The sequence below is a fragment of the Streptomyces sp. NPDC008163 genome (genome assembly GCF_042956885.1).
GTDB lineage: Bacteria > Actinomycetota > Actinomycetes > Streptomycetales > Streptomycetaceae > Streptomyces > Streptomyces drozdowiczii_A.
On record NZ_JBIBHG010000006.1, the window covers coordinates 173,653 to 193,330 of the forward strand.

The 19,678-nt window shown below is 70.9% G+C and carries 16 protein-coding genes; 5 read left to right on the forward strand and 11 right to left on the reverse strand.

The genetic code is table 11. The features are described from left to right. Nucleotides 1-165 precede the first annotated feature (165 nt). Nucleotides 166-615, reverse strand: coding sequence for an ATP-binding protein (locus ACFZAT_RS15590; RefSeq protein WP_391264579.1), 450 nt, complete (start codon nt 613-615; stop codon nt 166-168). A 303-nt stretch (nt 616-918) separates the two neighbouring features. Next, nucleotides 919-1,272 carry an STAS domain-containing protein gene (locus ACFZAT_RS15595; protein ID WP_003967428.1) on the reverse strand — a complete coding sequence of 118 codons (354 nt, stop codon included), beginning with the start codon at nt 1,270-1,272 and terminating at the stop codon, nt 919-921. 78 nt (nt 1,273-1,350) lie between these two features. Here ACFZAT_RS15595 and ACFZAT_RS15600 point away from each other — a divergent pair, with 78 nt between their 5' ends. Next, nucleotides 1,351-4,014 (forward strand): DEAD/DEAH box helicase, encoded by a 2,664-nt coding sequence (locus tag ACFZAT_RS15600; protein ID WP_391264581.1) that lies wholly within the window; start codon nt 1,351-1,353, stop codon nt 4,012-4,014. Here ACFZAT_RS15600 and ACFZAT_RS15605 read toward each other — a convergent pair. From ACFZAT_RS15605 to ssd, 7 genes are all read right to left on the reverse strand, one after another. Then, nucleotides 3,965-4,384, reverse strand: a complete 420-nt coding sequence (locus ACFZAT_RS15605; protein WP_391264583.1) for an Rv3654c family TadE-like protein — start codon at nt 4,382-4,384, stop codon at nt 3,965-3,967. The two genes, ACFZAT_RS15600 and ACFZAT_RS15605, sit on opposite strands and share 50 nt — an antisense overlap. Before the next feature lie 59 nt (nt 4,385-4,443). After that, complete coding sequence (locus ACFZAT_RS15610; protein ID WP_391264585.1) at nt 4,444-4,809, reverse strand: TadE family type IV pilus minor pilin; 366 nt, start codon at nt 4,807-4,809, stop codon at nt 4,444-4,446. Between the two features lie 55 nt (nt 4,810-4,864). Then, the gene (locus tag ACFZAT_RS15615) at nt 4,865-5,068 is read right to left on the reverse strand and encodes a DUF4244 domain-containing protein (protein ID WP_391264587.1); all 204 of its coding nucleotides are present in this window, start codon (nt 5,066-5,068) and stop codon (nt 4,865-4,867) included. Between the two features lie 97 nt (nt 5,069-5,165). Next, nucleotides 5,166-6,005, reverse strand: coding sequence for a type II secretion system F family protein (locus ACFZAT_RS15620; protein WP_391264589.1), 840 nt, complete (start codon nt 6,003-6,005; stop codon nt 5,166-5,168). After that, entirely contained in the window at nt 6,002-6,886 is an 885-nt protein-coding gene (locus ACFZAT_RS15625) for a type II secretion system F family protein (protein ID WP_391264591.1), read from the reverse strand. Before ACFZAT_RS15625 ends, ACFZAT_RS15620 begins: the two co-directional genes overlap by 4 nt. Beyond that, nucleotides 6,883-8,031 (reverse strand): TadA family conjugal transfer-associated ATPase, encoded by a 1,149-nt coding sequence (locus ACFZAT_RS15630; protein WP_391264594.1) that lies wholly within the window; start codon nt 8,029-8,031, stop codon nt 6,883-6,885. Before ACFZAT_RS15630 ends, ACFZAT_RS15625 begins: the two co-directional genes overlap by 4 nt. Then, nucleotides 8,028-9,089 (reverse strand): septum site-determining protein Ssd, encoded by a 1,062-nt coding sequence (ssd, locus tag ACFZAT_RS15635; RefSeq protein ID WP_391265018.1) that lies wholly within the window; start codon nt 9,087-9,089, stop codon nt 8,028-8,030. The genes ACFZAT_RS15630 and ssd overlap by 4 nt, the downstream gene beginning before the upstream one ends. A 561-nt stretch (nt 9,090-9,650) precedes the next feature. On the opposite strand from ssd, the gene ACFZAT_RS15640 reads away from it, so the two are divergent. Then, nucleotides 9,651-10,490: an HAD-IB family hydrolase gene (locus ACFZAT_RS15640; RefSeq protein ID WP_391264596.1), complete on the forward strand. Its 840-nt coding sequence runs from the start codon at nt 9,651-9,653 to the stop codon at nt 10,488-10,490. Nucleotides 10,491-10,903: 413 nt separating this feature from the next. On the opposite strand, the gene ACFZAT_RS15645 is transcribed toward ACFZAT_RS15640, so the two are convergent. Next, complete coding sequence (locus ACFZAT_RS15645; RefSeq protein WP_391264598.1) at nt 10,904-11,728, reverse strand: oxidoreductase; 825 nt, start codon at nt 11,726-11,728, stop codon at nt 10,904-10,906. Between the two features lie 102 nt (nt 11,729-11,830). Here ACFZAT_RS15645 and ACFZAT_RS15650 point away from each other — a divergent pair, with 102 nt between their 5' ends. Continuing rightward, nucleotides 11,831-12,826 carry an ATP-binding protein gene (locus tag ACFZAT_RS15650; RefSeq protein WP_391264600.1) on the forward strand — a complete coding sequence of 332 codons (996 nt, stop codon included), beginning with the start codon at nt 11,831-11,833 and terminating at the stop codon, nt 12,824-12,826. 75 nt (nt 12,827-12,901) lie between these two features. Here the strand turns inward: ACFZAT_RS15650 and ACFZAT_RS15655 are convergent, their stop codons facing one another. After that, nucleotides 12,902-14,230 carry a hypothetical protein gene (locus ACFZAT_RS15655; protein ID WP_391264602.1) on the reverse strand — a complete coding sequence of 443 codons (1,329 nt, stop codon included), beginning with the start codon at nt 14,228-14,230 and terminating at the stop codon, nt 12,902-12,904. 281 nt (nt 14,231-14,511) lie between these two features. Here ACFZAT_RS15655 and ACFZAT_RS15660 point away from each other — a divergent pair, with 281 nt between their 5' ends. Both ACFZAT_RS15660 and acs read left to right on the forward strand, forming a co-directional pair. Next, nucleotides 14,512-17,403, forward strand: a complete 2,892-nt coding sequence (locus tag ACFZAT_RS15660) for a SulP family inorganic anion transporter (protein WP_391264604.1) — start codon at nt 14,512-14,514, stop codon at nt 17,401-17,403. Between the two features lie 184 nt (nt 17,404-17,587). Beyond that, nucleotides 17,588-19,585, forward strand: coding sequence for an acetate--CoA ligase (acs, locus tag ACFZAT_RS15665; protein ID WP_391264606.1), 1,998 nt, complete (start codon nt 17,588-17,590; stop codon nt 19,583-19,585). Nucleotides 19,586-19,678 lie beyond the last annotated feature (93 nt).

A 19,678-nucleotide genomic window follows, 5' to 3' on the forward strand; every position in this document is an offset into this window, starting at 1 on the left:
CAAGGGAAATGAGGGATACGCAACTCACCCGGACGGCCCCCACCAAGGCGAACACGTGAACGATTCCTCACTCGCGCGCGACGGCGAACGGCCGGACGCGACGTCAGAAGCACGCGCAGAAGAGGGAATTGATTCCACGTTTCCCGCGACGGGCAGCAGCCCCGCTCAGGGAAGGACGGCGACCGGGGTCTTCGGCCAGCTCATCCGGATGACGCCGCCATCCGTACCGGACCTGACCTCCACGTCGTCCACGAGGCCGCTGATGACCGCGAGGCCCATCTCGTCCTCGTCGTCCGCTTCGGGCTCATCGAGCCCTTCGCCACGCCCGGAGACACCGCCGGGAACGGAGCCGTCGGCGCCGGGGCCCGGCACCTCGTCCCCGACCTCGATGGCGAAGGTCTTCTCCTCCTCGATCAGGCGGACCGTCACGGGAGCGGTGATGCCGTGGCTGCGGTGCAGGCCGACGGCGCGGCTGCACGCCTCGCCCACGGCGAGGCGGACCTCGTCGAGCACGGCCTCGTCGACTCCGGCCCTGCGCGCCACGGCCGCCGCCACGAGACGGGCGGTCCTGACGTGTTCGGGCTGGGCGCTGAAGCGGAGTTCAACGGTGGCCATGCGATCCCCCTCGAACGTACGTATGTGCATGCCAGGGGCAGGCCGCACGGCCCGAAGCCCCGGGCCCCTGCGGACCCTGGCTCCCGGCGTCGAGCGGACTCTCCCGGACGGATCGGGCGGCTGACGAACAGGGCGAACAATTAATCCGGCCACGGGCCGCCGACCGAGTGATCCCGGCACCCCGGGCACACCCACCGGCGACGGCGGAACCATCACGGCCGCCCCGGCAGGCTCCCTGGGGAGCCTGCCGCAGGCCGGCCGGCGCCGGACCGGCACGAACCCGGGCCGGCGCCGGACCGGACGTCAGTCGGTGGCCGCGACGGCCTCGTCGACCGTGGTGTGGATCGGGAACACCTTGGTCAGACCGGTGATCCGGAAAATCTTGAGAATGCGCTCCTGGTTGCACACCAGGCGCAGCGAGCCCTCATGGGCCCGCACCCGCTTCAGGCCGCCCACGAGCACGCCGAGGCCGGTGGAGTCGAGGAAGTCGACGCCTTCCATGTCGACAACCAGGTGGTAGCTGCCGTCATTCACCAACTCGACCAACTGCTCGCGCAGCTTGGGCGCGGTATACACATCAATCTCGCCACCGACCTCGACGACCGTACGGTCGCCACCAGGGCCGGACACATTGCGAGTCGACAAGGACAGGTCCACGGATCCTCCAGCACCTTGCTATCGAGCGGTCGCCCCTCGGTCTCCCCGACGGAGCCGGGGGACGGATCGCCAGCCGCGATGGCATTCAATCACTTACCGGCAGCCATGCACGACGCCTTCGGACCATTGTCCGCCTCGCCAGTGACACACTCGGTGCCGATGGCCAAGAATCAACGCCCCAGTCGACCCCCGGGGAGCGGGGGCTCCCGCCCCTCTCCCGACATGGTCCTCGACCGGCTCGCCGCAGGGGCGGGCCGGTCCGCGCGCATCACTCATACGGAGCACTTGCCCCCGCGTGCGGGAACCCATGCAGTCTGGCCCGACCGCATCCGTCCGGAAGTGATCGCCGCCATCCAGAAGGCCGGCATCGACCATCCCTGGGCCCATCAGGCGGCCGCCGCGGAGCACGCGCTGGACGGCACGTCCGTCGTGATCGCCACCGGGACGGCGTCCGGCAAGTCCCTGGCCTATCTCGCCCCGGTCCTCAGCGCCCTCCTGGACGGCTCCGAGGCGCCGAACGGGCGCGGCGCCACCGCTCTCTACCTCTCCCCCACCAAGGCTCTGGCCGCCGACCAGCGACGCTCGGTCAAGGCGCTCGCGGCCCCGCTGGGCAACGGCATCCGGCCCGCCGTCTTCGACGGCGACACGCCGGTCGAGGAACGCGAGTGGGTGCGCCAGTACGCCAACTACGTCCTCACCAACCCCGACATGCTGCACCGGGGCATCCTTCCGGCCCACCCCCGCTGGTCCTCCTTCCTTCGCTTCCTGCGCTATGTCGTCATCGACGAGTGCCACACCTACCGGGGCGTCTTCGGCTCCCACGTCGCCCAGGTGGTGCGCCGGCTCCGCCGCCTCTGTGCCCGTTACGGCTCCGATCCCGTCTTCCTCCTCGCGTCCGCCACCTCAGCCGAGCCCGCCCTCGCGGCCGGCCGCCTCACCGGCCTCCCCGTCACGGAGGTGGCCGACGACGCCTCCCCGCGCGGCGAACTGGTCTTCGCCCTGTGGGAACCCCCGCTGACCGAGCTGCACGGCGAGAAGGGCGCCCCTGTACGCCGGACCGCCACGGCCGAGACCGCCGACCTGCTCACCGACCTGACCCTCCAGGGCGTCCGCTCGGTCGCCTTCGTACGCTCCCGGCGCGGCGCCGAGCTGATCTCTGTCATCGCCAAGGAGCGCCTCGCCGAGGTCGACCGCTCCCTGCCCTCCCGGATCGCCGCCTACCGCGGCGGATACCTCCCCGAGGAGCGCCGCGCCCTGGAACGCGCCCTGCACTCCGGCAGCCTCCTGGGCCTCGCCGCCACCACCGCCCTCGAACTGGGCATCGACGTCTCCGGGCTGGACGCCGTCGTCATATCCGGCTACCCGGGGACCAGGGCCTCCCTCTGGCAGCAGGCGGGCCGGGCCGGTCGCGCGGGGCAGGGCGCCCTCGCCATCCTGGTGGCCCGCGACGATCCGCTGGACACCTTCCTCGTCCACCACCCCGAGGCCCTGTTCGAGCAGCCCGTGGAGTCGACCGTCCTGGACCCGGACAACCCGTACGTCCTCGCCCCCCACCTCTGCGCCGCCGCCGCGGAGCTTCCGCTCACCGAGAACGACCTCCAGCTCTTCGGCCCGGCCGCGCCCGGGCTCCTCCCCCAGCTGGAGACCGCCAGGCTGCTCCGCAAACGGCCGTCGGGCTGGCACTGGACCCGGCGCGAGCGGGCCGCCGACCTCACCGACATCCGGGGCGAGGGCGGCCGCCCCGTCCAGATCGTCGAGGAGGGCACCGGCCGGCTGCTGGGCACCGTGGACGAGTCCGCCGCCCACAGTGCCGTGCACAAGGGCGCCGTCCATCTCCACCAGGGCCGTTCCTACCTGGTCCGCACACTGGACCTGGAGGACTCCGTGGCCCTGGTCGAACAGGCCGACCCGCCGTACTCGACCACCGCCCGCGACACCACCTCCATCGCCGTCCTGGACACCGACACCGAGATCCCCTGGGGAGACGGCCGCCTCTGCTACGGGTCCGTCGAGGTCACCAACCAGGTCGTCTCCTTCCTCCGCCGCAGGCTGATCACCGGCGAGGTGCTCGGCGAGACCAAGCTGGACCTGCCGCCCCGCACCCTGCGCACCCGCGCCGTCTGGTGGACCGTGACCGAGGACCAGCTCGACGCGGCCCGGATCAACCCCGAGATCCTCGGCGGCGCGCTCCACGCCGCCGAACACGCCTCGATCGGCATGCTGCCCCTCTTCGCCACCTGCGACCGCTGGGACATCGGCGGGGTGTCCGTGCCGCTGCATCCCGACACCCTGCTGCCCACGGTCTTTGTGTACGACGGCCACCCGGGCGGCGCCGGATTCGCCGAGCGCGCCTTCCACACCGCCCGCGAGTGGCTGACGGCCACGCGCCTGGCCATCGCGTCCTGCGAGTGCGACGCGGGCTGCCCGTCCTGCATCCAGTCCCCCAAGTGCGGCAACGGCAACGACCCCTTGCACAAGCGAGGCGCCGTCCGCCTCCTCACAGAACTCCTGCGCTGCGCGCCGGGCGGGACGGTGACCGGGGCCCCGAGCGCGACGAGCGATGACGACCTGGGCGATGTGGAGACGGCTCCGAGCGCGACGGGCAAGGACGACGCCCCGGACGCCGAGGCAGGGGGCCCGGGCGCAACGAACGAGAACGACGGCCCGGACGCCGAGACAGGGGGCCCGGGGCCTACACCGGAGGGCCCGGGCCGCCCCGCTGATCCCGGGCCGCCCCGCTGATCCCCGCCCGGAGCGGCGGTCCGCCCGCCGGAGGAGCCTCCTCCGGCGGCCCCGCCCGGGCTCTGACCTCCGGCGCGTACGGCCCGAACCGCACCCGGGCCGTCACATCGGCGACCTCCCCCAGCACCGCGCACCGCACCACCTCCGCCCCTTGCGCCCTGGCCACCTCCTCGGCCGACGCGCAGGCCGGCCCCGCGCCTTGCAGGGCCCGGTCCGCCGCCGCCAGCGCGGCAAGATCGGCCGCGCCCCCGGCCCGGTGCCGGGCGGCCACCACCTGCCCGAGCGCCAGAACCACCGCGAACACGGTGCACAGCGTCGCCGTGGACACCGCCGCCCAAACGGTCGCCAGCCCCTGATCCCCCACCGGCACCCAACGCCGCCCTCCCCACCGGTCCGAGACTTCACCCCAGCGACAACGGCCCCACGCCCTCACCGGCCGCCCCCTTCCACCACCGGGTCCGGCGCGCCCACCGCAGGCACCGACGCGTCCTCGGACGCGGCCGCCGCCTCCGCTCTCAACGTCACGGCGAGGCGCTCGGGCCCGGGCGTCGGAGCGGACACCGTGACCCGCCACAGCTCTCCGGCCCGCTCCACTTGGACCGATGCCCCACCGGGCGCGGCGGAAAGAGCGGCTTCCCGCACCTGAGGGGCCGGCTCCGAACGGGCTGCCGCACGGGCGCCCGCCCGGGCCGCGTCCACACAACGGATTTGGGCCGACGCGGCCATCAGCGCCCACAACAGCGCCAGAGCGAACAGCGCCAGCACCGGCATCACCATGGCGGCCTCCGCCGTCACCGCTCCCCGATCGCCGAACCTCTTTCCGCCCGGCCCGACGCCCCCCGCCCCCGCCTCAGAACTTCGCATCGAGCGCGCCCTTCAGCAGCGACTGCAGCTGGGACATCACCGCCGCACTGGTGACGACCTTGTAGAGCACCGCGGCGAACGCGCAGGCCGCGATCGTGCCTACCGCGTACTCGGACGTCGTCATTCCGCTGTCGCCCCGAGACCGTGCGAGACGGACCACGGACCGCGTCCAGTTCTTGATCTTGCGCATCACTTCAAACCCCCGACACATCGGTTACGTACGACACGACTGAACTGCTCTTGCGCACTGCTCCTACGTCATCGCTCTTACGTCTTTGCCCTCCTGGTTAAGCCGGCTGAAGCAGGCCACCGGCCAGCCCGATCACCACGGGCGCCACACCGAACGTCAGGAACGCGGGGAGGAAGCAGAGCCCCACAGGCGCGGTGACCATCACGCCGGCCCGCTGCGCCCGCGCCACGGCCGCTCTCGCCCACTCACCCCGCAGTGCCTCGGCGATCCGGGCCACCGGCTCCGCCGCCGGGGCGCCGGTCGAGCCCGCCCGGTCCAGGCAGCCGGCCAGGGCGGCGGCCCCGGTTATCTCACCGAACCTCCCCCAGGCAACGACCGGGTCTCCGCCGAGCCGGATCTCCGCAGTCGTCCGGGCGAGCTGATCGCCCACCGGACCTCCCAGGGACTCCCCCACCGCCTCGGCCGCCTCCAGCGGACCGGCACCGGCGGAGAGGCAGGCCGCCAGCAGGTCCGCCGCCATGGGCAGTTGGCGTGCGGCCTCCGCCGTTCGGGCCTTGGTCTCGGCGGCGAGTCGCGAGGCGGCTCCGAGCCTCTTGCGCTGCCACCGCCGCGCGGCGTAGGCCGAGGCCAGGCCGACCGCCCATCCCGCCAGGCCGCCCACGAGGAACCACCCGGTCAGCACGACCGCCGACAGCACCACCCACTGTCCGACCGGGCCGGCGGAGACCATACGGCCCACCCGGGGCCCGGATGACCGGAACGGCCCGATCCAAAGGCCGGGAACCGCCGGCTCCACCGCCAGAAGTCGCTCGCCCCGATGCCGCACCCGCCGGCCGGTCTGCCGACGCGCCAAAGGAAGAACCACTCGCGCGTAGAGGCACAGAGCCACCGCAACGGCCTCTGCCACCTGGACGCCCCCTCCGGCTGACGCGCTCATCCGGCTTCCCCCGCCCGGACGATCCGGGCAGCCCAGAAGAGCCCGCACGCCTCCAGCAGGCCGCCGGTCACCAGACAGACCAGACCGGCGGTGCTGTGCAGCAACACCCTCAACGGGTCCGCGCCCATTGCGGCGCCGAGCCCCAGGCCGACAACGGGGAGCAGGGCGAGCACCACCACCGTCGACCACGCCCCCGCGAGTTCCGCCCGCAACTCATCCCGCTGCCGGCGCTCGGCACGCAACGCGCTTTCCAGCCGGCCCAGGCCGGCCGCGAGCCCGGCCCCGCTGCCCACCGCCACCCGCCAGCAGGCGGCCACTCCGGCCAGACCGTCCAGCCCCGGTTCACCCGCCGCCTGTACGAGCGCTCGCGGCACATCGCCCCCGAACCGCGCGGCGGCCGACACGTTGAATCCGGAGTCGCCCATCACGTCCGTGCCGCGCACCGCGACGAGCAGCGCCTCTCCCGGCTCGCGACCGGCCCTGAGCTCGCCGACCAGTGCGCCACACAGGTCCACCACCCCGTTCGCCCGGGTCTCCTGTTCCCTGCGCGACCGCCTGTTCTGCAACCACCTCCGCGCCAGGGGGACGGCGACCGCCCCCGCGATCAACGGCAGCACGGACTGTCCGAGCGCCGCCGGCACCGAGGCGACCGGGATGCACAGCCACTCCCACCGCCCTCTCAGGCGCCTCTCGATCCGGTTTCGGACCCTCCACCACCTCGCCCCGGACGGCGACCGCTCGCCCTCATCGGTCAGCAGCTTTCGCGCCCGGCGCAGCGGCCGACTACGTCCCATCACCGCCAGCCAGGCCGCCATCGCCAGACACAGCGCTGCGGCGTGCACCACGTCCGGCACCCCGACGTGCGCCGCCTCCCCAGTCACAGCGCACCTCCGATGAGGTCGTACAGCCGGTCCCAGCCACGCTCCCGCTCAAATCCCGTGACACCCCACCGCAGCGCCGGAACGGTCAGCACGAGCCCGGCCGCATCACGCTCCAGCACATGGATGTCCGCGATCCGCCTGCGTCCCGTCCGGTCCCGAGCCAGGTGGACCACGGCCGACAGAGCGGCCGCCAGTTGGCTGTGCAGCGCCAGCCGGTCCAGCCCCGCCGCGGTACCGAGTGCTTCCAACCGTGCCGGAACGTGTCCGGCCGCATTGGCGTGGACAGTTCCTGAACCTCCTTCATGTCCCGTATTCAGGGCGGCCAAGAGTTCGGTCACCTCGCCACCCCGCACCTCACCGACCACCAGCCGGTCGGGACGCATACGCAGGGCTTGTCGCACCAGGTCCCGAAGGGTCACCTGTCCGGCGCCCTCCTGATTCGCGGGGCGCGACTCCAGCCGTACAACGTGCGGGTGATCCGGTCGCAGCTCTGCTGAGTCCTCGGCGAGCACGATCCGCTCGCGCTCCCCCACCGCCCCCAGCAGGCTGGAGAGCAGAGTCGTCTTCCCGGCCCCCGTCCCGCCGCTGATCAGGTAGGAGACCTTTGCTTCCACCAGGGCCCTCAGCACTCGGTCCCCTCCGGGCGGCACGGTCCCGGCCTCGACCAGTTCCGCCAGTGAGAAGGCCCGGGGCCTGACCACCCGCAGCGAAAGGCACGTCGACCCGACGGATACCGGTGGAAGCACCGCGTGCATGCGGGTGCCGTCCGGCAGCCTCGCGTCCACCCAGGGCCTGGCATCGTCCAGCCGGCGTCCGGCCACCGCCGCGAGCCGCTGGGCCAGCCTGCGGACGGCGGCCGCGTCCGCGAAGGTCACCTCGGTGAGTTCGAGTCCGCCGCCCCGGTCCACCCAGACCCGGTCGGGCGCCGACACCAGAACGTCCGTGACCTCGGGGTCGGCCAGGAGCGGCTCCAGAACCCCGGTGCCGATCAGTTCCCCTCTGAGTTCGTCCGCACGACCGAGCACCTCGGCCGTGCCGAGCAGTCGCCCCTGCGCCCGCAGGGCGGCGGCGACCCCGGCCGGGGTCGGAGCAGTGCCGCTGGACGCGAGCCGCTGCCTCACCGCGTCGAGCAACGCCTCGGTCATGGAGTACTCCCGGCGACCGGGCCGCTGACGCGCTCCCCCACGAGCGCCTGTTCCCAGAAAGCGGCGCAGAATTTGGCCAGCGGGCCGCGCGCGTTGCCGCCAGGCGGCTCGCCGGCGTCCTGCTCGGCCGACAGACATCTTTCCAGCGGGAGTTCACCGGCCAGTGGCAGGCACATGGCCCGGGCCACCCATTGCGGGTCGAGCCCTGGCGCGTACGGCCCCCGTGCCACTACCCGCAGATCGTCGAGCACCATCCCGGCCACCGAGGCCACCCGCTTCGCCGCCGCGACCGCGCGCAGCTCTCCAGGAACGACCAAGAGCCCCAGGTCCAGCTGGGCAAGGGCCTCGGCCACCGCTTCGTCCACCCGGCGCGGCAGATCGACCACCACCACCCCGCCGAGCCTGCGCGCGGCGGCCAGCACCGCCCGCATGGCGGGTGGCGGGATCACCACCCAGTCGTCCCGGCCCCAGCTGAGCACCCGAAGCCCATGGAGCGCGGGCAGCGATTCCTCCAGCGCACCCGCGCCGACACGCCCCTTTGAATGGGCGAAATCAGGCCACCGCATGCCCTCCGCCCGCTCACCGCCGAGCAGCACGTCGATGCCACCGCCCAGCGGGTCCCCGTCGATGAGCATGGTCCGCTGCCCCGCCCCGGCCGCAGTCACCGCGAGGGCGCAGGCCAGCGTGGACGCCCCCGCGCCGCCCCGGCCCCCGATCACCCCGACCGTAACCGCGGGCCGGCCGACGCCTTCCGACGCGTTGGCGATCTGGTCGACAAGCCACGTCTCGGAGTCGGGCAGCCGAATCACGCACTCGGCGCCGATTTCGACGGCTCGGCGCCACACGTCCGGCACGTCCCGGCCTCGCCCCACGACCATGACGCCCCGCCTGCGCGCCGCGCCGCGGCACCGTGCGACCGCGTCGTCGCCGACGAGGACCATGGGCGCCAGCTCCCACCCCTCTCGATGGTCCGGCAGCGTGTGATGCACCTCCGGCTCCGCACCGGCGGCGGCACACAGTCTCAGCAGGTCGTCGAGGAGATCCACATCCTCGGTCACGATCAGCGGTCCACCCCGCCGCGTGGTGACAGCCGTCCACCGGCCCCGCGCACTGGATTCAGCCACGCTCTCCCCCTCCATCACTCACCCTCGCCGTGGTTGCGGCGATCTCGGAGCCCATCCGAGAACGGTGATTCCGGTACCCGTGGAGTTCACAGGTGGAATCACGGTGCAGCGCTTCCGGAAATCATGTGGATCTTGCTCAAAAACCGTGGACAACTCAGTGGTTGTGAATAACTTCGTCGCTCATACCGGTGACTCCCCGGTGCGACTCTTTCGCTACCCAGCGTCACGGCGCACGCTGAAGTGAGCCGGGTGCGGGCAGGCCCGACAAGGAGCAGAAGGAGGAGAAATGGTCGATTCCGCGCGGCAAACCGCGTCCGGACATGCGACGACCCCCGCCGGGGGGGAGAGCGGGGGTCGTCCCCACGGCCGACTCGGGGGGGGGAGGAGCCGGACCGGGTTAGCACGGTCGCGAACGATCCGTGACTTCCATGGTGTACCCGAGGCCCTTCTCAGGCAAACCCACGCGCCGGGGTTTACGCCGAATGGCGGGCCCCTATGCTCTGCCGTGTGGAAAACCGCTTCTTGCCGCGTACAGCCGCCTTCTTCGACCTGGACAAGACGGTCATTGCGAAGTCATCGACACTGACCTTCAGCAAGTCCTTCTACCACGGAGGGCTGATCAACCGCCGCGCGGTACTGCGCACCGCGTACACGCAGTTCGTGTTCCTTGCCGGAGGTGCGGATCACGACCAGATGGAGCGGATGCGCGAATATCTCTCGGCGCTCTGCAAGGGCTGGAACGTGCAGCAGGTCAAGGAGCTCGTGGCCGAAACCCTGCACGAACTGATCGATCCGATCATCTATGACGAGGCAGCGACCCTCATCGAGGAGCACCACACCGCCGGCCGCGATGTCGTGATCGTCTCGACCTCGGGCGCCGAGGTGGTCGAGCCGATCGGTGAGCTGCTCGGCGCCGACCGCGTCGTCGCCACCCGCATGGTCGTCGGCGACGACGGCTGCTATACGGGCGAGGTGGAGTACTACGCGTACGGCCCCACGAAGGCCGAAGCCATCAAGGCTCTCGCGGAATCCGAGGGATACGACCTGGCCCGCTGCTACGCGTACAGCGACTCGGCCACCGATGTCCCGATGCTGGAATCCGTCGGTCACCCCCACGCGGTCAACCCGGATCGCGCGCTGCGACGGGAGGCCGCGCTTCGGGAGTGGCCGATTCTCGTCTTCGACCGGCCCGTCCGCCTCAAGCAGCGCCTCTCCGCGTTTTCCCTGCCACCGCGACCGGCACTCATGGCCGCGGCAGCCGTGAGTGCGGCCGCGCTCACGGCGGGAGCCGTCTGGTATGCCGCCCGCCGACGAGCCGGCGCGGCTACCGCCTGACGCGGCCGATTGAACCAACTCGTCCGTAATTGAACCCAAAAGTAAAGAAGTGTGGCCACCACTACCGCTCCAGCAGCCCCTGGAGTACAAAGGATTCAACGGCCCGCGAGACCAAGGACATCCGTGAGGATGACCTGATTACGCAGCAAGGCCCCACGGACCGCGCATGAATACCCGGCACCCACGCGACGTCGACCCGTCGATTACGGGCCAGCCACACCAGGAGCGGGCAAAGACTCCGACCTGATGGGCACATATCGAGGACGCTTGGTAACCGGGTGGACGTGCCAGCGGCGGTACCGAGACCGGTACCGCCGCAACCATGTCCAGCCCCCCACGCCGGCGACGCCCTGCCGGTCAGCCGTCGGCCGACGCCGGCGGCTGACGACGCCGACGGCTAACAGGGGCCGCGCCTATGCGGCGCCTCGCTGCAGGGCCTCGCACACCGCCGTCGATTCCCTGACGCCGAGTTCCGCCGAGCGCCCGCAATGACTGATCCAGGCGGCCATGCCGTCCGGCGTGCCGGAGAGGTAGCCGTCGAAGGCGGCGACATAGGCCGCCCGCCCCTGCTCCGCGTGCCCGACCTCGGCCGGGCAGATCGATTTGGGATCGAGCCCGCTCCCGATCAGCACGATCCGCTCCGCGGTCCGCGCCACCAGGCCATTGTGCGAACCGAAGGGGCGCAGGGCCAGCAGCTCTCCGTGCACGACGGCGGCGGTCACCAGAGCGGGAGCCTCACTCCCCGAAAGGATGATCCTGCTGAGGCCGTCCAGTCGGCCCGCGACCTCGTCCGCGTTCGGCAGCGAGGCTTCGATCAGAGGCTCGTCCACCGGTTCGCCCGCAAGCCGGGGCCGCCCGACCGCGTCCTCCGGGGCGGCACTGCCGGCCGCCACCAGGTGAAGCCGGGCCAGTACCCGCAGCGGAGACTGACGCCAGATGGACAGAAGCTGCCCCGCCTCCGCCGTCAGGCGCAGCGCGGCCCCGACGACACGCGCCTCGTCGTCGCTGCTGAAGTCGGTGCGCCGGCGCACCTCTTCGAGGTTCCAGTCGGCTCCGGACAGGGCGGCCGATCCCCGCGCGCCCCGCAGAGCGGCCTCCGCCGTGACCTCGTTGCTGCGGCGCCGCATCACGCGGTGGCCGTAGACACGGTCCACCGCCTTGCGCACGGAGTCCACCGCGTCGGTCACGCCCGGCAGAGCGCCCAGAGCGACAAGCGGGTCCGAGGAAGTCGTACTCATAAGTAGCGAGGCTACGCGCCTCCCGCACGCCTACCGGCCGGGAGTGGCCTTCTTCACGAAACGAGACAACCCACAGCGAGCAATCGACTACCCTAGGTGAACATGAAGATCGCTTTCGTAGGGAAGGGCGGCAGCGGAAAGACCACGCTGTCCTCGCTCTTCATCCGCCACCTCGCAGCCAATGAAGCCCACGTCGTCGCGGTGGACGCCGACATCAACCAGCACCTCGGAGCCGCGCTCGGCCTGGATGAGGACGAATCCGCAGCGCTGCCCGCCATGGGCGCCGAGCTGCCTCTGATCAAGGAGTATCTGCGCGGCAGCAATCCGCGCATCGCCTCGGCCGAGACGATGATCAAGACGACACCCCCGGGCGAGGGCTCGCGCCTCCTGCGCGTGCGCGAGGACAATCCGATCTTCGACGCCTGTGCCCGTACGGTCCGGCTGGACGACGGCGACATCCGGCTGATGGCCACGGGGCCGTTCACCGAATCGGACCTGGGCGTGGCGTGTTACCACTCGAAGGTCGGCGCGGTCGAGCTCTGCCTCAACCACCTTGTCGACGGCCCCGACGAGTACATGGTGGTCGACATGACCGCCGGTTCGGACTCCTTCGCCTCGGGGATGTTCACCCGCTTCGACATGACGTTCCTCATCGCCGAACCGACCCGCAAGGGCGTCTCCGTCTACCGCCAGTACAAGGAGTACGCGCGGGACTTCGGCGTGGATCTGGCGGTCGTCGGTAACAAGGTGCAGGACGAAAACGACCTGGACTTCCTGCGCTCCGAGGTGGGCGACGACCTGCTGGTGACCGTCGGCCATTCCGACTGGGTCCGAGCCATGGAGAAGGGCCGCCCCGCACGCTTCGAGCTGCTTGAGGCCGACAACCGAATGGCCCTGCAGACCCTGCAGAACGCGGCGGAGGACTCGTACGAACGACGGGACTGGGGCCGCTACACGCGCCAGATGGTGCACTTCCACCTGAGGAACGCGGAGAGCTGGGGAAACGAGAAGACCGGCGCCGACCTCGCCGCGCAGGTCGACCCCGGCTTCGTCCTGGACGAGCGCTTCCTCCGGGCCGAAGCCACCCAGCCCGCGTGAGCGACTGAGGTCCCGGGGGGGGGCTCGGCCACGGCGCCGGGCACATCTCCTGCCCGGCGCCCGGAGCCATCGGCTCTAACGACCAGCCGGATTGCCCGCGGCCGCGGCCGGCGCCTTCGAGGCCGACTGCTCCTGGCCCACACCCGACTTGAGGAAGGCGGGCCACCCGGCCTTGGGCGCCTGGCCGACCTTCAGTGTCCGAAGCTGCGCCAGGGTCGCCGGATCCTGGGCATCGAGCCAGTCCGCCAGCTGCCTGAACGAGACGCAGCGCACGTCCTTCTTGGTGCAGACCGCCGCGATCGTCTGCTCGATGGCGCGCATGTACGTGCCACCGTTCCAGGACTCGAAGTGGTTGCCGATGATCAGTGGCGCGCGGTTGCCGTCATACGCGCGATCGAACGCCTGGAGCAGGCCGTCACGCATCTGATTGCCCCAGTACTCGTGCTTGTCCGGGTCGCCCTGCGTCGTCCCGGACTGGTTGAACATGAAGTTGTAGTCCATCGACAGCGTCTCGAACTCGCGCCCCGGGACCGGCACCAGCTGCATGGAGAGATCCCAGACGCCGTTCTTCTTCTGGGGCCACACCTGATCGTTGACACCGCTGGAGTCGTAGCGGAATCCCATGGTGCGTGCTGCCGCGACCATGTTCTTCTGGCCCTCCAAGCAGGGGGTGCGGCCGCCGACGAGTTCCTTGTCGTAGTCGAAGGGCAACGCCGTCTCGTCCTTGAGGACCGGGTCGTTAGTCTTCCAGCCCTTCACGAATGACTTGGCCTGGCTGATCTCGCTCTTCCACTCCTCGACGGTCCAGGTGCCGACGCCGCCGTCCTTGCCGCAGAAGTGCCCGTTGAAGTGGGTGCCGATCTCGTTGCCGTCCTGCCAGGCCCCACGGAGTTGGGTCAGGGTGTCGCGGATGCCCTGGGTGTCGTTGAAACCGATGTCCGAGGCACCGGCGTTGTGCTTGGGCGGGTCGTACTGCGTCCGCTTCCCCTCCGGCAGCAGATATACGCCGCTGAGGAAGTACGTCATCGCGGCGTTGTACTTCTTGCCCACCTCGCGGAAGTGCGAGAAGAGCCGCTGGCTGTCCTCTCCCGCGCCGTCCCATGAGAACACCACGAACTGCGGGGGTTTCTGGCTCGTCGTCAGGCGATTCACCAGCGGCTGCCTGGGCTGCACCCCCGTGAACGCCGTGGAGCCATCGCCGATGGCCCGGAACACACGCTTGGGCGCGGCTTCGGCGCCCTTCTTCTTCTCTCCCGCTGCGCCGTTCACGGCCCCGAGACCGGAGCCCTCCGCTCCGGAGCCGGTTCCCGCGCACCCGGCCGCTCCCGCGACCAGCGCCACGGCCACGACGCCCAGGCCGATCCTTTTCGTGGCGCCCATCGACTTCTTCGCGGCGGCCATCATCCGCCCACCTCTTTCTCGCAGGTAGCTTGCGCCGGGTGCCGACACGGCGCGGCCAAAGTCGCACGCACTGCCCAAGAGCCAGCACGACAGGCCGAATGAAAAGCTGACTATTCACCGGAATGGGTGGCTGGATGGCCCATTTGCGCTCAATCCTGGACATGACTCTTTACTCTCCATTACTGTCTGTTTACCGAGAGTTGAGATATCCCGCCGCTGCATGCCATGACCCACGGCCGCGTCATCGAGTTCACGACCGCGCCGCTCAGGAGGAGACGGGAAATATGTCTGCCTGCGTACCCACTCGCCACGACCACTCGTCCCGCAGTTCGCGCCCCTCCCGGTCCTCGGGAGTCAAGCGACCACACAGCCCGCCCCCGCCGCCGCGCGGCGGACGATTCCGCATCTCGGGCGCCGATGTGTCCGCGTCCATCACTGTCTTTCTGCTCGCCATCCCCATGTCGCTCGGTCTGGCCGTTGCCATGGGAGCCCCTCTGGAGGCGGGTCTCATCTCCGCCGCAGTCGGCGGCATCGTCGCCGGACTCCTCGGCGGCACTCCCCTGCAGGTCTCCGGCCCGTCCGCCGGACTGACCGTCGTCACCGCCGAGACGATCCAGATCTATGGCTGGCGCACCACCTGCGCCATCACGATCGGGGCGGGCCTGCTTCAGCTCGCACTCGGCTCACTGCGGGCAGCCCGTAGCGCACTCGCCGTCAGCCCCGCCATCGTCCACGGCACGCTCGCCGGCATCGGCGTGGCCATCGCGCTCGCTCAACTGCACATCGTGCTGGGCGGTTCACCGCAGAGTTCGGCGATCTCCAATGTGCTGCATCTCCCCGATCAACTGGCACGTGTCAGTCCCGCCGCACCGTTGATCGGCGCGCTCACCGTAGCCGTCCTCGTCCTGTGGCCACGCCTGCCCGGACGGACCGGGCGGTTCCTGCGCCGCACTCCGGCGGCCCTGGCCTCCGTGGGCCTGGCCACAGTCGTGGCCGCGTGGGCGGCGCCGTCGATCGCCCGGGTCGATCTGCCTTCCTGGCGGTCCCACGCCCTGCCCGAAATGCCCCACGGACCGGTGCTCGGTCTGGCCACAGCAGTGTTCACGATGATGCTGGTGGCCAGCCTGGAATCGCTGCTCGCCGCCGTCGCCGTGGACAAGCTGGCCGCCGACCGGAGCCGTGCCCAGGCGACAGACTCCCCGGCGCGGTCCGGATGCGCATCGGACGACAAGGCATGCGAGGTGGACGAGACGCGCGAGGGCGTCGACCAGTCGGACGCCACCCAGCGGCCCGTGCCACCCCTCCTCAAGCGCTCCGACCTCGATCGGGAGCTACGCGCGCAAGGCGTCGCCAACGCGGTGTCGGGCCTGCTCGGGGGACTCGCGGTCTCCGGTGGGGCCGTGCGCAGTTCGGCGAATGTGAGGGCCGGGGCGACCGGCCGCGCGTCCACCGTGCTGCACGGCGTATGGATCCTGGTCGCCTCTGCCCTGCTGGTCGGCGTCCTGGAGCGCATCCCGCTGGCCGCCCTCGGGGCACTCGTGATGATGGTCGGCCTCAAAATGGTGAGCCTGGCCCACATCCGCAACGTCCATAGGCACCGGGAGTTCCTGGTGTACGGCGCCACCATCGCCGGGGTTCTGGTCGTCGGCGTGCTCAAGGGCGTGGTCATCGGCATCGCCGTCGCAGTGGCCGTCGCGCTGCACCGACTGGGCCGGACCCGGATCTCGGTGTCCGAACGGAACGGGCAACACCTCGTTCTCGTCCGCGGCCAGTTGACCTTCCTGGCCGTTCCCCGCCTCAGCCGGGTGCTGGGGCGACTTCCCCAGGATGCCGATGTCGTCGTGGAACTGGACGGCTCGTTCATGGACCACGCCGCGTACGAGACGATCCAGGACTGGAGCAGCGCCCACGCGGCCCACGGCGGCCACGTCGCCTTCGCCGGGAGGTTCGGCGGCAGAATCGCCGAGCCCGCCGCGGCAGCGCACTCCTGCTGCCGGCCATGGACCCCCTGGCGCAACCATCACTGCCACGACCGGCCCGAGCACGCCCCTCCGCCAGAGGTCGACGGCGGTGCGGATGCCGACGCGGGCGAGGCCCCGCAGCGCACGGCATACGCCCCGGGCGCAGTCCACCCGCCGAGCCCCGCCCACGTCGCCGAATCCGCCGGAGGCGCAGACACCGCACCAGCCGTCCCGACCGGGATCGCGACCGCCACCAGCCCGGCCCCGGGCAGCCCCACACCCACCGCCACCCCCGCTCCCCCTCACACCGGCACCGGCACCGGCACCGGCACCGGCACCGGCACCAGGGCACCCTCCGAGCCCTCCCCGCCCTTCACGCAGCACCCGCCCTCGTCGCGGACGCAGACCCCCGCGGCCGATGCCCCCGCCACCACCGCCCAGCAGCCCGCATCCGCCGGCCGGCCCTCGCGCTCAGTCCGCGATCACCGGCTGGTCAGGGGTCTCAGCTCGTTCCAGCGGGATACGGCGCCCCTCGTCCGGGGAGAGCTGGCACGACTCGCCAGGGAAGGCCAAAGCCCCTCGCAGCTCTTCATCACCTGCGCGGACTCCCGCCTGGTGACGAGCATGATCACGGCCAGCGGCCCCGGCGACCTGTTCACCGTGCGGAACATCGGCAATTTGGTGCCACCCCCCGACGCCGAGGAGGGCGACCACTCGGTGGGAGCCGCGATCGAGTACGCGGTGGACGTGCTCGGCGTCGAGTCCATCACCGTCTGCGGCCATTCGGACTGCGGCGCGATGAAAGCGCTGTTGGGGGCCGCCCCGAAAGCCCCGGACACATCGCTGTGGCGCTGGCTCCGGCACGGGCTCCCCAGCCTGACTCGGGTGAACTCGACCGAAGACGCCCCGGTGCGACTCTCCGGCCGGCTGCCCGCCGACGCGGTGGAGCAACTCTGCCTCGCCAACGTCGTCCAGCAACTCGACCATCTGAGGGCCCACCCATCGGTGGCACACCGGATCGCCGACGGCACCCTTCAGCTCCACGGCATGTACTTCCACGTGGCCGAGGCCCAGTCCTATCTGCTGGACGAAGGCGCGAGCACTGAGAGCGGCACGGCCGAGGTGTTCGACCCGATCGCACCGTCGCACCCGACCCCACCGTCGCACCCGATCCCACCGGCACACCCGGCGGAGCCGGCGCGTACCGGCGCCTGAACCGCCGGCCCCTCGGATCCGTAAGACCTGGTGATCCCGCTTCCGTGTCGGAAGCGCCCGCACCGATGGTGTGCTGCACCATGCCGCGACGGCGCGGAGGCGGGATCATGCCTCTATACACGAGACACAGGTCTAAACCAATTCCTGGCAGACACTTGTCACCCGGCCTCGGGACTGATGAGCTATGCCCCGGGACACAACGGACACCCTGGGACTGGGAGAAGTCGTGAGCAACGAGAGCCTGGCCAACCTGCTTCGGGAAGAGCGGAAGTTCGCTCCGCCTGCCGAGCTGGCCGCCAACGCCAACGTCACCGCAGAGGCGTACGAGCAGGCCGAAGCGGACCGGCTGGGATTCTGGGCACAGCAGGCCCGCCGCCTGACCTGGGCCACCGAGCCGACCGAGACCCTCGACTGGAGCAACCCGCCCTTCGCGAAATGGTTCGCGGACGGCGAGCTCAACGTCGCGTACAACTGCGTGGACCGCCACGTCGAAGCGGGCAACGGCGACCGGGTCGCCATCCACTTCGAGGGCGAGCCCGGCGACAGCCGCGCTATCACCTACGCGGAGCTGAAGGACGAGGTCTCCCGCGCCGCCAACGCCCTCACCGAACTCGGTGTCGGCAAGGGCGACCGGGTCGCCGTCTACCTCCCGATGATCCCCGAGGCCGCCTTCGCGATGCTGGCCTGCGCCCGCATCGGCGCCGCGCACTCGGTGGTCTTCGGCGGCTTCTCCGCCGACGCCATCGCCGCCCGCATCCAGGACGCGGACGCGAAGGTCGTCATCACCGCCGACGGCGGGTACCGCCGCGGCAAGCCCTCTGCCCTCAAGCCCGCGGTCGACGACGCCGTCTCCCGTATCGACAGCGTGGAACACGTGCTGGTGGTCCGCCGTACGGGCCAGGACACCGCGTGGACCGAGGGCCGCGACGTCTGGTGGCACGAGATCACGGGCCGCCAGTCCGCCGAGCACACGCCCGAGGCGTTCGAGGCCGAGCAGCCGCTGTTCATCCTGTACACGTCGGGCACCACCGGGAAGCCCAAGGGCATCCTGCACACCTCCGGGGGCTACCTCACCCAGGCGGCGTACACCCACCACGCGGTCTTCGACCTCAAGCCGGAGACCGACGTCTACTGGTGCACCGCCGACATCGGCTGGGTGACCGGGCACTCCTACATCGTCTACGGGCCGCTGGCCAACGGCGCCACGCAGGTGATGTACGAGGGCACCCCCGACACCCCGCACCAGGGGCGCTTCTGGGAGATCGTCCAGAAGTACGGGGTCACGATCCTCTACACCGCACCGACGGCGATCCGTACGTTCATGAAGTGGGGGGACGACATCCCCGCCAAGTTCGACCTGTCGTCCCTGCGCGTCCTCGGTTCGGTCGGTGAGCCGATCAACCCCGAGGCCTGGGTCTGGTACCGCAAGCACATCGGTGCCGACACGTGCCCGATCGTGGACACCTGGTGGCAGACCGAGACCGGCACGATGATGATCTCGCCGCTGCCCGGCGTCACCGAGACCAAGCCGGGCAGCGCCCAGCGCGCCCTGCCGGGCATCTCCGCGACCGTCGTGGACGACGAGGCCAACGAGGTCCCCAACGGCGGAGGCGGCTATCTGGTCCTCACCGAGCCGTGGCCGTCGATGCTCCGCACCATCTGGGGCGACGACCAGCGGTTCCTCGACACCTACTGGTCGCGCTTCGAGGGCAAGTACTTCGCCGGCGACGGCGCCAAGAAGGACGAGGACGGTGACATCTGGCTGCTCGGCCGGGTGGACGACGTCATGCTGGTGTCCGGGCACAACATCTCGACCACCGAGGTCGAATCGGCGCTCGTCTCGCACCCGTCGGTCGCCGAGGCAGCCGTCGTCGGCGCCGCCGACGAGACCACCGGCCAGGCCATCGTCGCCTTCATCATCCTGCGGGGCACGGCGACCCCCTCCGACGAACTGGTGGCGGAACTGCGCAACCACGTGGGGGCGACGCTCGGCCCGATCGCCAAGCCGAAGCGCATCATGCCGGTGGCCGAGCTGCCGAAGACCCGTTCCGGCAAGATCATGCGCCGCCTGCTCCGCGACGTGGCGGAGAACAGGGCCCTGGGCGATGTCACGACCCTGACCGACTCCTCGGTCATGGACCTGATCCAGAGCCAGCTGCCGTCGGCCCCCTCCGAGGACTGACACCGACGCACGATCCGAAGGGCACCCGGCAGCGCGCCGGGTGCCCTTCGGGCCTTTACCGTGAGATCACCGCTCCCGGGCATCCTCAGCTCC